General features: G+C 75.0%; 8 protein-coding genes. 1 reads left to right on the forward strand and 7 read right to left on the reverse strand.

Annotation, left to right across the window (positions count from 1 at the left end; genetic code table 11):
- Nucleotides 1–51: 51 nt before the first annotated feature.
- From TCUR_RS09090 to TCUR_RS09115, 6 genes are all read right to left on the reverse strand, one after another.
- The gene (locus TCUR_RS09090; protein WP_012852198.1) at nt 52–2,457 is read right to left on the reverse strand and encodes a DUF5682 family protein; all 2,406 of its coding nucleotides are present in this window, start codon (nt 2,455–2,457) and stop codon (nt 52–54) included.
- A gap of 153 nt (nt 2,458–2,610) precedes the next feature.
- The gene (locus tag TCUR_RS09095; protein WP_012852199.1) at nt 2,611–3,747 is read right to left on the reverse strand and encodes an ATP-binding protein; all 1,137 of its coding nucleotides are present in this window, start codon (nt 3,745–3,747) and stop codon (nt 2,611–2,613) included.
- A gap of 50 nt (nt 3,748–3,797) precedes the next feature.
- Nucleotides 3,798–5,438 (reverse strand): DUF5691 domain-containing protein, encoded by a 1,641-nt coding sequence (locus TCUR_RS28325; RefSeq protein ID WP_012852200.1) that lies wholly within the window; start codon nt 5,436–5,438, stop codon nt 3,798–3,800.
- Nucleotides 5,439–5,520: 82 nt separating this feature from the next.
- Nucleotides 5,521–6,840, reverse strand: coding sequence for an SWIM zinc finger family protein (locus TCUR_RS09105; protein ID WP_041439448.1), 1,320 nt, complete (start codon nt 6,838–6,840; stop codon nt 5,521–5,523).
- 69 nt (nt 6,841–6,909) lie between these two features.
- The gene (locus tag TCUR_RS09110) at nt 6,910–7,668 is read right to left on the reverse strand and encodes a M50 family metallopeptidase (protein ID WP_012852202.1); all 759 of its coding nucleotides are present in this window, start codon (nt 7,666–7,668) and stop codon (nt 6,910–6,912) included.
- 82 nt (nt 7,669–7,750) lie between these two features.
- On the reverse strand, nt 7,751–9,427 hold the full coding sequence (locus tag TCUR_RS09115; protein ID WP_012852203.1) for a protein kinase domain-containing protein: 1,677 nt from the start codon (nt 9,425–9,427) through the stop codon (nt 7,751–7,753).
- A 317-nt stretch (nt 9,428–9,744) separates the two neighbouring features.
- Between TCUR_RS09115 and TCUR_RS09120 the strand changes: the two genes are divergently transcribed.
- Nucleotides 9,745–11,598, forward strand: a complete 1,854-nt coding sequence (locus TCUR_RS09120) for a hypothetical protein (RefSeq protein ID WP_012852204.1) — start codon at nt 9,745–9,747, stop codon at nt 11,596–11,598.
- Between the two features lie 17 nt (nt 11,599–11,615).
- On the opposite strand, the gene TCUR_RS28330 is transcribed toward TCUR_RS09120, so the two are convergent.
- A complete protein-coding gene (locus TCUR_RS28330; RefSeq protein ID WP_012852205.1) occupies nt 11,616–12,368 on the reverse strand; it encodes a collagen-like protein in 753 nt (250 codons plus the stop codon).
- Nucleotides 12,369–12,550: the final 182 nt, after the last annotated feature.

The raw sequence follows: 12,550 nt of genomic DNA on the forward strand, positions 1-12,550 counted from the left end.
GGGCTTTTCCCGGCCCGTGGACGTGGACGCCCGGGGCGGGCGTCCTGTGCCTCATGCGGGCCGGCCCAGGATCTGAGCGACCGTGCGGACCGCGGGCAGCGCCCGGGCCGGGTCGAGGTCTTCGGCGGCCGGGCGGCCGGCGGCCGGGTCGCCGAGCCTGCGGGCGCGTTCGCCGATGGCGCGCCGCTCGGGCGCGGCGTACCGGCCGAACGTGCGGCGCAGCAGCGGCAGCACGTCGGTGAACGAGTCGGCCGGCAGGCCGGCGAGCCAGCCGTCCACCAGGCGCAGCAGCGCCTCGTCGTGGACGAGGATCAAACCGCCGCCGGACAGGAAACCCTCGATCCAGGCGGCGGCACGGGCGGGCTCCTGCCCCACCGACACCGCCCGGGCCATCCGGTCGGGGACGTCTGCCAGGCGCCCGGCGTCGTGCAGCAGCCGGGTCAGCCGTCCCTCCAGCAGCCCGTGCAGCCCGGGCCGGTCCACCAGCGCGGCCAACGTGTCCTGCCAGCGGTCCAGATGCTCCTTCGCCGCGGGCCGTCCGGCGGGGGCCCGCCCGTCCGCCGGGGAGGCCAGCAGGCACACGGCCTCGTGCACCGCGTTGATGCGCTCCAGCAGCTCGCGGGCGGCATCGTCGTCCAGGCCGCGCGCGGCGGGCGGCAGCCCCACGCAGATCCGCACCACCAGCCCGTCGACCACCTCCTGCAGCGGGCCGGTCGGGGTGCCCCGCACGTCCCCGTAACGCAGCGCCCGCACCAGCGGCGGCAGCGCCGCCATCAGATGGGCCACGTCCTGATCGGTGGCGGCCAGATCGGCCAGTGCCCGCATCACCGCCGCCGGCGCCTCGCCCAGATCGGCCAGCAGGCGCTGCTCGACGAGCGAGGTGAGCTCGGCCAGCGCCGTGGCCTCGGCCGCCAGCGCCCGCGCCCGGGCATCGGCCGCGCCGCGCACCGTGGTGCCCCACGCCCCGGCCTCGATCAGCGCGACGTCGAACTCCGGCTGCCACTGCAGCGTCCAGCTCTCCCGGAAGGTGCCTTTGGAACGGCCAGCGGCGCTTTGCGGCCGGCCCCAGGGCACCTGCAGCAGCCGCAGCCGGTGCAGCAGGCGGCTGCGTTCCAGGTCCAGCGGCTTGCGCAGGTCCAGATCCTGCTCCTTGACCAGGGCCGACGGCTTGAGCCGCAGGCGGCGCTGCGCGGCCCGCAGATCCTGCTGCAACGGCACCATGGGCGTGCGGGCGGGAACGGCCCCCAGCCGCTCGCCCACCACCATCCGCCGCTGGATCAGCGCCAGCGGCTCCTCGGCGCCCTCGCACAGGACCGCCCGGGTGGCCTCAGTGACCTCCTCCAGCCCGGCCAGCGGGCGTCCCCGCAGCACGGCCAGGGCCTCGGCCAGCCGGACGGCCTCGATCACATGGGCGGAGGAGACGTGCAGGTCCTCTGCCCGCAGCAGCCGGGCCGCCTCGGTCAGCCACCGCTCCACCGGACGGTCCGGAGAGGTGAACAGGTGGTGATACCAGCCGGGGGAGCGCACGCCCGCGCCGTACCCCGACCACTGCGCCAGCCGTCCGTGCGTCCACGGCACCCACGTGACCGCCACCTTCTCCTTGGGCAGCCCGCGCAGCACCTGCTCGTCCCGGCTCGCCGGGACATCGGCCCGCAGCGCCGGCACGTGCCAGGCCCCGCAGACCACCGCGACGCGCTGATACCCCTCCTTGAGGGTGCGCCGCAGCGTCCGCCGCATGTACGCCTCGCGCCGCCGCTCCCGCCGGGCGTACGCCTCCGAGACGACCTGCTCGCCCCGGGCGGATCTTTCCTCCGCCTCCCGGCGGAGCACGTCCATCGCCTCGGCGATCGCCGGGAACGGGGACGGTCCTTCGCCGCGGTGTTCGACGACGTCCTCCCACCAGCGTTCGGCGTCGTCGTAACCGGCCGCCTGCGCCAGCCACCCCAGCGGGTCCAGCCGGATCAGCTCGGCCTCCCCGCCGCCGCTTCCCGCGGCGCCGTCGTGCGCTGCGGGCTCTTCCGCGGCGGCCTGCGAGGCGGGAGGATCGCCCTCACCGGCCTGGCCGTCGGCTCCGGGCGGGCCGTCCGTGCTCTCCGGCCGGTCGGCCAGCTGGCAGGCGGCGGGCAGGTCGCAGAAGCGGACGGGCACGCCGTTGCCGACGGCGTGGCGGATCGCCTGCCACTCGGGACTGAACTCCGCCAGCGGCCAGAACGCCGCGCGGTGCCGCCGGTCGCCGGCATCGGCGGAGGCGGCCTTGGCGGCGGTGTCCGTGGTGTAGGCCAGCAGCGCCACCGGCGGCTTCATGTCCGGGTCGGCGGCCAGCTCGACGGTCGCATCGGCCTCGGGCGGCCCCTCGATCAGCACCACATCGGGCCGGAACTCCTCCAGCGCCCGGCGCAGCGAACGCGCCGAGCCCGGCCCGTGGTGGCGGATCCCATAGATCTCAGTCCGTGCCACCGCGCCCCTTTCCACCTCGTGCGCCGTCCGGCCGTGGCGGCGCCACCGCCCGGGCGGAAACGACCCCTCCCACGAGGGCGTCCCCGCCGGCGCCGCCCGTCCGGGCGGTGCACGCGCCGTTTCCCGGGACGCCGTGGGCGTGCCGGCCGAGGGTCACGGGGAGACCTCGCGGCAGGCCCGGTAAAAGTCGCTCCACTCGCTGCGCTCGCGGACCACGGTCTCCAGGTACTCCTGCCAGACCACCTGGTCGGAGACCGGGTCCTGGACGACCGCCCCGACGATGCCGCCGGCCACGTCCGCGGCGCGCAGCACCCCGTCGCCGAAATGCGCGGCCAGCGCCAGCCCGTTGGTGATCACCGAGATGGCCTCGGCGGTGCTCAGCGTGCCCGACGGCGACTTCAGCTTGGTGCGGCCGTCGACGGTCACCCCCGAGCGCAGCTCCCGGAACACCGTCACCACCCGGCGGATCTCCTCCAGCCCGGCCGGGACCTGCGGCAGCTGCAGCGACCGGCCGATCTGCGCCACCCGCCGGGAGACGATCTCCACCTCCTCGTCGGTGCTGGCCGGCAGCGGCAGCACCACCGTGTTGAAGCGGCGGCGCAGCGCCGAGGACAGCTCGTTGACGCCCCGGTCCCGGTCGTTGGCGGTGGCGATCACGGTGAACCCGCGGCGGGCCTGCACCTCGGTGTTCAGCTCCGGTATCGGCAGGGTCTTCTCCGACAGGATGGTGATCAGCGTGTCCTGCACGTCGCTGGGCATGCGGGTGAGCTCCTCGATGCGGGCCACCATGCCCTCGCGCATCGCCCGCATCAGCGGGCTGGGCACCAGCGCCCGCTCCGAAGGCCCTTCGGCCAGCAGCCGGGCGTAGTTCCAGCCGTAGCGGACGGCCTCCTCGGTGGTGCCCGCGGTGCCCTGGATCAGCAGGGTGGAGTCCCCGCACACCGCCGCCGCCAGGTGCTCCGACACCCAGGTCTTGGCGGTGCCGGGCACCCCGATCAGCAGCAGCGCCCGGTCGGTGGCCAGCGTCGCCACCGCCACCTCCATCAGCCGGCGCGGCCCCACGTACTTGGGGGTGATCACAGTGCCGTCCGGCAGCGTGCCGCCCAGCAGATAGGTGGTGACCGCCCACGGCGACAGCCGCCAGCCCGGCGGGCGGGGACGGTCGTCGTGCTCGGCCAGCCGCGCCAGCTCGTCGGCGAACTGCTGTTCGGCGTGCGGACGCAGCACCGCTTCTGCGGCCGGCGCGGCACCGGACCGGCCGCAGAAGCGCAAACCTTCGGCTTCGGCCATGGGTGACGATCCTCTCGGTCGTGTGGTGGTCATGTCCGCCGGGCGGGAGGTCAGGCGAGCTCCCGCAGCATCTGGTGGCGGAATCGCAGGCTGTCGATCAGTTCTTGGACCGGCCAGGAGCCGGGGAGGCCCAGCGCCGCCAGCCGGGGAGCGACCTCGGGGGCCAGGTGGGTGCCGGCCAGCTTGCACAGCGGCGCCAGCCGGTGACCGGCCCGCCCGCCGCGGCGGCGCTCCTCCTCCTGCGCCGCGGCCACCAGCAGCTCGATCACCAGGTCGGCCAGCTCCCCGGCCCACGGGCCGGGGATGCGTTCCAGCGCCGTCAGCGCCCAGGAGGCGTCCCCCAGCCGCCGGATCAAGGCGGCGGCCATCGGCTCGCGCTCACCGGCGGGCAGCAGCCCCACCAGATCGGCCAGCGCCGCGGCCTCCTCGGCCGGCACCGCGCCGTCGGCGAGCAGGGCCCGCGCCCACTGCGCATCGCGCAGGCGGAGCGCGGCCCGAACCCAGCCGATGTGCACATCCCGGGCCCAGGAGTCGTCCTTCGCCCCCGCCTTGCCCCGGCGCCGCCCGGTTTTCGCCTCCGGCCCGGTCACCGGCAGGCGCACCACCTCGCAGGCGGGCATCCCCAGCAGGTCGGTCCAGGTCTCCAGCGGGGTGCGCGCCAGGATCTCGCGCAGCCACCCGGCCCGGGTCCCCACCGGGGCGCCCGACCCGCCGGCCGGGGCGAACGAGCCCGCCGGGTGGAACGGGATGCCGTCCCGGGCCATGCCCTCGTCGTGGGCGTGCGGCAGCTCGACGACGATCCGGACGTGCCGCCGTCCCTCTGCCACGTGCTCTTCGACCCGCACGCAGCTTTTGGCCCGTTCGGCCATCCGCCGTCCGTAGGCCGAGCCGGGCAGCTCGGCCAGCAGGTCGGCCGCCACTTGCCGCACGTCCTTGGCCCGGTCGTCCAGGGCCTTCTCCAGGAACTCCTCGTCATCTGGGGACAGGCCGCGGGCGAAAGTGGCCAGGAACGCGGCCCGGTCGGGGGCCGGTTCGCTCCGCCAGCTGTCCGCCAGCGCCCGCCGCGCCGCCCCCGGGTCGCGGCCGCGCAGCCGGGTCAGGTAGGCGATCCGCCGGCTGCGGGTGCCGGTCCGCCACACCCGGGGGTCGTCGTCGCCCAGGTCGCCCCCTTCGTTCACCAGATACGCCCAGTCGGTGTTGTGCAGCGCCAGCCACACCCCGCGCCGCCCGGCCGCCCGCATGATCGCCGGGCGCAGGGACCGGTCGGCGCGGCCCCGTTCCAGCAGGTCGGGCAGGAGCGCCGGGGGCACCCTGAAGCCGCGTTCGGCGGCGGCCTGCAGCCATTGCGGCAGCAGCGGCAGGCGGTCGCCGGCCAGGATCTGCGCCAGCCGCCGGGCCGCCGCCGGCGGCACCACCGGCAGCGTTTCCGCCGGGGCGGGCGCGATCACGGCGTGCTCGGCGGCGCTCCCCGCGCGCCGCCCCGCCCGCCGCTGCACCGTCAGCACGGCGGCCTGCTCCAGCAGCGCACCGGCGGGATCCGCCCCCGCGGGGATCCCGCCCGCGCCGCCGTGGGAAGAGCGCGGCGCGCTCTCCCCGTCGTCTTCTGGAGCGAGGCGGACCGCAAGCGCCGGGACGGGCCGCCGCCGGGTGCCCAGCAGCGCCGTGCTGACGTGTTCGGCCCAGGTGCTCATCCCAGCGGCCCTTCCCCCGGAAAAGCGGCGGTGAAGGTCGTGCCGCGCGCTGCCGGTTTGCGTGCCTCAGGGGAGTGCGGTGTCACAGGACCACCAGACCTTCCTGCTCGTGCCAGGCCGACAGGGGGTGCAGGCCGTGGGGGGACCACTCGCCCGCCAAGGTGAAGCGGCCGCCGCCCGAGAGGGCCAGCAACCGCCAGGGGCCGTGCCGGGACTCCTCGCCGGCGGAGAAGCGCAACGGCAGGGCGTCGCCGTGGTCGTCGACGACGTGCAGCGCGTCGGGCCGCAGCGGCGTCCCCTGCGGAAGCGCCAGGCGCACGCCCTCCAGCACGGCGGGCCAGCGCTCCAGCCACGGGTCACGGGCCAGCGCTTGGGCGTACTCGGCGAGCAGACCGCCGATGGCGGTGCCGCGCGGCACGGCGGAGACCGGGCCGTGCTCCTCGGCCACCAGCGCGCGCAGCGGCTGAGCCCCCGGATAGAAGGCCAGCTCGGCGTCGAAGACGGCGCCCGTGGCCAAGGGCACCTCCGGCGGGCGGCCCGGCGCGGCGAACGACAGCACCAGCGCGGGCCGTCCGGTGCGGACGCCGCGCAGCCAGGTCCGCCGGGTGGTGAGCTGCTCTTGCACCGACTCCCGGGAGCCCAGCACATACCAGTGGTCCCGGACCCGCTTGCCGCCCAGCACCTCCTCCTGCCGGGCGGTGAAGCCCACCCGCGAGCGGACCGTCGCGCGCAACGGCCCGGGCAGCTCGGCGCGCCGCTGATAGGCGCGGACCAGCAACGCCAGCAGGGCGTACTCCTCCAGCATCCGCTCCGGCCAGCCGGCGCCGTGCCGCAGCGCGGGCAGCGACCTGACCTGGGCGGCCAGGCCGGGCGCCTGGGCGTCGACCAGCCTGCGGGCGACCTCGTCCCACACCCGGTAGGAGGCGTGCTCGGCCTGGGCCAGGCCCTGGTCGATCTGGTCGCGCAGCCACTGGTCCAGCTCGGCCACGCCGTCTTCGACCCGCCGCTCGCGGCGTTCGGCGGTCTTGGGATCGGGGGTCTTGGCGGCGGAGGCGGCCTTGCGCTTGGCGGCGCGCTCCCGCCGCTGCCGCAGCCACTCCGCCACCCACTCCGGAGGCTCGGCGGCGTCGACGGCGCCCTCGCTCCACAGCAGCAGCAGGCCCAGCACGTGCTTGCAGGGGATCTTGCGGCTGGGACACGAGCACCGGAACGCCGGCTCGGCCAGCTCCACGCACGCCCGATACAGGCTCTTGCCGCTGCCCTTGCACTCGCCCCACACGCTGTGGGGATCACAGCCGGCGCCGTGCCACTTGGCGGGCTTGGCGACCCCGCCGGCCGCCTTCACCGACGCCGCGTCCGGCGCCAGCGCCAGCACCTGTTCCCGACCCCACCGATCGCTCACGGCCCCGAAGCTAGCGGGGGCCTCTGACAAATCAGGGCGATCCGATGGGGGCGGGGAAAGCCCGCCCGGTCACGGGCGATCCCGCAGGAACTGCGGCAGCAGCTCGGAGGTGTCGGGCAGCAGCAGCTTGCCGCCGGCCAGCAGCGCCACCAGCGCCACGGCGGCGAACAGGCCCACCCACACCAGCCCCGGCAGCCCGGTCAGCTGCGCCAGCTGGTCGGCGTCGGAGGACGGCGCCAGCTGCCGGGCGCGCATCCGCTGCAGCTCGATCACCGGCCGCGCCCCGGCCAGCAGCAGGAACGAGGCCGCCAGGTAGGCGAAGGCGGCCTGCACCGTCGCACTGCCCAGCCAGGACACCACGAAGATCACCGCGCCGGTGGCCACCACCGACAGCACCCCATAGGCGTTGCGGATCATCACCAGCATCGCCGCCAGCAGCGCCAGCGAGGCCCACAGCATCAACGTGATCCGGCCCCAGCTCAGCAGCGCCGCGAACACCAGCCCCAGCAGCGGCGGGGTGAGGTAGCCGGCCATGGCGGTGAACACCATCCCCGGCCCGTGCGGCTTGCCGCGCGAGACCGTCACCCCCGAGGTGTCGGAATGCAGCTTGATGCCCTCCAGGCGCCGGCCGGTCAGCACCGCCGCCAGCGCATGCCCGCCCTCGTGCGCGATGGTGACCACGTTGCGGGCCACCCGCCAGGTCGGCCCGTGCACCACGGCGGCCAGCGCGAGCACCCCGGCGCAGACGACCAGCCACAAGGGCGGATCCGGCTGGGTGCCGGTCAGCCGATCCCACAGTTCACCGATGCCCGCTGCGTCCACGTCCACCTCTGGTCGATCCTCGTCGCCATCGCCTCACAGTAGGACGTTACGGACGGTCTGCGCGTTCAGATCGCCGGCGGCGGGCCGGTCAGGTGTTCTGCGGGCGGACGGTGCGGATGCACAGCGGCTCCGACCAGGCCACCAGCGCCCGGCCGCCGCCGGCGGAGGCGGTGCGGAGCATGGCCCCGACCCGGAAGCAATATCCGGTCCCCGGCCGCAGCCGGTCCACCCGGACGCCGGTCGCCCCTCTCCCCGCCGAGATCATCCGGCGGCCGTCCCGGGGCGAGGGCAGCACCACGATCGGCAGCCGGCGCGACGGTTCCGGCAGCGACCAGCGCAACCGCACCCAGGTCCGCCGGTCGGAGACCAGCTGCAGCCGGCGCGGCGCGGCGGCCCGCACCTGTGCCTGCGTGACCGGCGCCGACCGATCCGGCCGGGGCTGCGCGGTGGGCGTGCCGGTGCGCGGGGCGACGGCGGCTCTCCCGGCCCTGGCCGAGGTGCCGTTGTCGCTCATCGCCCCGGCCGTGACGATCCCCCCGACCATTCCGCCGACCAGGATCACCGTCCCGGCGGCGACCCGCCGGGAGGGCCGGTACTCGGGCTCCTCCGCCGGCCGGGCGCCGGCGGTCTTCTGCCGTCTTTGCGGCGGCCCGGCGGCGGGCTCGGCCTCCTGCCGGCCGTTGTCTCGCGCCGCCTGCTCGCCGGCGACGGCCATCGGCCCGGTGGCGGCCGCATCCGGGGCGGGCCCCCCGGCGGGCTCGTCGTTCTGGTGGAACACCAGCTCTTCCAGCTCTTGCGGCGACAGGCGCGGGGCGGAGGCGGGAGAAAGCCGCACGGCGGCCGGGGGAGGGGCGGCGACCTGGGGCAGCGGGGAGGACGGCCGGTCGCCCGGGAGCGGGCCGAGCTCGGTCACCTCCACCGGGCTGTGCGCCAGGTCGGTGACCGGCAGCCCCAGCTCGCCCTGCACCTGCTGCAACCGCCGGGCCATGGCCACCGCGGACGTGAAACGCCGCTCGGGCGCCTTGGCCATCGCCGTGCCGATCGCCTCCCGCACCGGCGCGGGCACGTCGGGGCGGGGGATCGGCGGGGGAGACTCCTGCAGCACGCGCCGGGTGAAGGCGGCCAGGTCCTCTCCAGGGGGTCCTTGGAACGCCGGCAGGCCGGCCAGCAGCTGATACAGCGTGGAACCCAGCGAGTACAGGTCCGCGGGGACGCCCGGCGGGCCGCCCGCCAGCACCTCCGGTGCGGCGTGGTGGGGGGTGAACGCCGGGGAGTGCCCCTCGTCGGGCGAGCCGATCAGCAAGGCGATGCCGAAGTCGGTCAGCGCCGGCTCCCCGTAGCGCGACACCAGGATGTTCTGCGGCTTGACGTCGCGGTGCAGCACGCCGTTCTCATGGGTGGCGGCCAGCGCGCCGGCCATCTTCACCCCGATCCGCAGCACGTCGGGCACCGGCAGGGGGCCTTCCCGCCGGAGCCGGTCCAGCAGTGAGCCCTGCTCGAAGTACTCCATGGCGACGTAGGGACGGCCGGCGCCGGTCCAGCCGGTCTCCAGCACCGTCACCACGTTGGGGTGGCCGGTCAGCCGTCCGGTGATGCGGCACTCGTGCTGGAAGCGGTTCATGGCCACCGCGCCCACCGCGCCCACCGACAGCACCTTCAGCGCGACCTGGCGGTCGAGGCGCTCCTGGTAGGCCCGGTAGACCACGCTGAACCCACCCTCGCCCACCTTTTCCAAGATGCGGTAGCCGGGCACGTCCTCGATCATGGAGTCCTTTTCGTCGGGCTTGTTCGTGGGGCTTGCACCAGGTTCGGCTGCGGCCTGCCGGATCGGTTCCCGGCGTTCAACCAGGGTAATACGTGACCTAAACGGACGGTGGGCCGGCCGCCGGCGCACGCCGGATCCGTGCTGCGCCCGCAGGCCGGATCCGCCCACGGCAACGCGCCTTCGGGTGGGTGTTTTAAGGGGAAATAGCCGCAAATATGCACCCGCCAGTTTAATCGTTGGTTCAATTTCCGGACGGCTCCGTGTGATCTCTTTAGCCTCGGTCACAGCCATTCCCTGGATATCCGAGGAGCCCGTCCATGCCGCAGAAAGCCTCGCCCAGTGCCGTGCTCGAGCGGCGTTATCGCGATCTCGTCCGGCTGGCTTATCTGATCCTTCCCGGGAAGGGCAGGCGGCTTTACCGGCTGGCGCTGGCCCAGCGGATCGTCGACTGCGAGTTCCCGCTGGTGTCCATCCGCCCGGCCCGTCCGGGCAGTGGACGCCACGGATACGCCCGGATGCGCGCGCGGGTGGTGCGCCGTGCGATGAACCCCTCCTGGCGCCTGCGCATCGGGCTGGGCCCCTGGCTGCGCGGGCTGCCCACCCGCCTGCCCGACCCGGCGCTGACCCTGGCCCTGGCGGAGCTGGATCCCCCGGTCCGGGTGGCGTACGTGCTGCGCCAGGTGGAGCGGATGCCCCGGTACGCGGTGCGCGACCTGCTGGTCGAGCTGGGGGTGCAGGACGTTCAGGCGGTGCTGGAGGCCTCCGAGTCCATCCAAGGACTGCCCAAGAGCAGCGGCAACCCCGCCGAGGTGGTGGTGGACGTCTCGGCCCGGCGGGCCCGGGAGCGCGCGGTCCGCCGCCGCTCCCGGGTGCCGGTCGCGGTGGCCACGGCGCTGACCATAGCGCTGGTGGGGACGGTGTTCGTGCTGGAGACCGGCTCCTCCTCCGGCCCCGCCGCGGCTCCCCGGCACGGACGGCTGATCATGGCCGCGCCGCGCGCCTCCTGGGAGAACGCTCCCCGCACCTTCGATGTGTGGCCGGCCCGTGGCGAGCTGGTGGGCGACCGGGCCTTCACCGGCCGGGCGCTGGCCGCCTGGGTCCGCCGCGCCGGCGCCGACGGCGACCCCCAGCTGCTGTATGCGGGCCGCGTCGGCCGCACTCCCACCGCGCTGCTGCGTCACCGCGACCGCATCGTCCGCTACACCGAGCCGGACGGGGCGCTGCGCGACCTTCCCGTGGCGGGCCGCGTGCCGCCCGGCCCGCTGGCTCTGGGCGGCGGTCATTACCTGCTGCCGCCGTGGACGACCCATGTCCAGACTCCCGACGGCGAGCCGCTCCCCGCCCGGCGGGGACCGGTGAGGAAGACGCAGGCCAAGGACCGGTCCGGACAGGGCACGGCGAACGGGACGGCGAGAGACGAGGCGAGGAATAAGGAGACGGCGGGCGAGGACGGGACGGACGAGAACGCCGCGAGCGGGAAGACGGCGGGCAGGAGCGCATCGGTCCGGCCGGCCTCGGCCAGGGCCGCGTCGGCCGAAGGCGCACCGACCCAGGGAATGGAGAACCCGGTGGTGGGTCCCCTCACCGCCCGTACCCCGTGCCGGAGGGGGCCGCTGATGAGCCTCCGCGACCACCACGGCTCGGCGATGCTGGCCGATCTGGGCGGCCCGGTCCTGACCACCGTCCGCCACCGGTCGGCCACGGACGCCGCTCCCAGGCCCGTGATGCCGCGTTCGGCAGCGGTGGGCCTGTGGCGCCGGCTGTCGTGCGGACTGCCCGCCTCCACTCCCGCCCGCCCGGTGGTCGAGTCCACCTCCTGGGAGTTCTGGACGGGCCGGCTGCCCGGCCAGGACCGGCCCGCCCGCTGGGTGTGCACCCGCCATGCCTACGCCGGCGGCGGCACGTCCACGCACGCCACGCTGCTGGAGCCCGGCGGCCGGCGCCACGACGCCGGCTCGTGCGGCGACCCGCGCCGCCCGGTGAGCGGTCTGTGGTGGCGCGGGCCGGACAAGCGCTGGTACTACCTGGCCGCCGCCGCGCCGGGCGCCGTCCCGCACGCCGCCGGCCCGGTCAAGACGGCCTTCCGCAGGGGCCGGCTGCTGGTCGCCACCGGCCCCGAGCCGGGGCGGCGGCCCGCCGGCCGGGTGATCGTGACGGCCCGCACGCCCTGAGCGTCCGCCGGATGGGGTCAGTTCTCGATGGAGCTGTCGTTCACCTTGATCGCGGTGAGGTCGGCGCCCACCGAGGGCTGGCCCCTTTGGGGAATCCGGGCGCACATCAAGGTGGCCTGACCGGTGCCCGGCACCCTGATGATCTCGGTGAGCGGACGCCACATTCCCTCGGCCAGCCCGCCGGAGGACACGATCTGGTTGTAGGCGGGGGCGGCGCCGTTGGCCGAGATCCCGCAGCGGGCGTCGCCTCCGACGATGAGCGCCCCGGCCTGGATCACGTAGGTCCCCGCCGGCAGGTCGATCCAGGCGACCTTGGTGAAGTCCTCTCCCACGGGAAGGGTGAAGGGCTGGTGCTTGCGGAACGCGGCGGGCAGCGGCCCGGGCGGCCCCTGGGGACCGGGGTCGCCCTTCGGTCCCTGAGGGCCGCGATCGCCCTTCGGCCCCTGGGGGCCGGTGGCGCCCCTGGGACCGGCCGGGCCGGTGGCGCCCTTGGGGCCGGCGGGTCCGCGGGCGCCCTTGGGGCCGGCGGGTCCGCGGGCGCCCTTGGGGCCGGTCTTGTTCCAGGTCACCAGCCGTTCGTTTTTACGGCACTTGGTCTTGGCCCCCACGATGCGCGTCGCGCCGCCGGATTTTTTGACGCACGCTCTGACGACTTTGGACGATGCGGCGGAGGAGTTGGCGACCGCGACGCCTCCGCTCACCAGTACCACGCAGTTGGCCGTTGCCAGGCCCACCAATGTGACCACCCCGGCCTTGCTGCGCAATCCCATGGAACCCCTCCGAGCATGACGGTCATGATCCCAGTACGAGGTTCTCCCATGGGAAGAGAGAAGACCAGAGCGGCCCGGCATGCGATATCGACCTGTCTATGTCGTTTTGTAGAGTTTGTTAAGAAAGTGGAACGGTGCAAGGGCTCAAACCTGAACTTTTGGCCGATAGTGGCCATCGTGGG

The organism is Thermomonospora curvata DSM 43183, from assembly GCF_000024385.1.
Lineage (GTDB): Bacteria > Actinomycetota > Actinomycetes > Streptosporangiales > Streptosporangiaceae > Thermomonospora > Thermomonospora curvata.

Bases quoted from the DNA above. Each gene is read 5' to 3' on its own strand.
- TCUR_RS09095 (WP_012852199.1), bottom strand. From the start codon at position 3,747: ATGGCCGAAGCCGAAGGTTTGCGCTTCTGCGGCCGGTCCGGTGCCGCG.
- TCUR_RS28325 (WP_012852200.1), bottom strand. From the start codon at position 5,438: ATGAGCACCTGGGCCGAACACGTCAGCACGGCGCTGCTGGGCACCCGG.
- TCUR_RS09115 (WP_012852203.1), bottom strand. From the start codon at position 9,427: ATGATCGAGGACGTGCCCGGCTACCGCATCTTGGAAAAGGTGGGCGAG.
- TCUR_RS09120 (WP_012852204.1), top strand. From the start codon at position 9,745: ATGCCGCAGAAAGCCTCGCCCAGTGCCGTGCTCGAGCGGCGTTATCGC.
- TCUR_RS28330 (WP_012852205.1), bottom strand. From the start codon at position 12,368: ATGGGATTGCGCAGCAAGGCCGGGGTGGTCACATTGGTGGGCCTGGCA.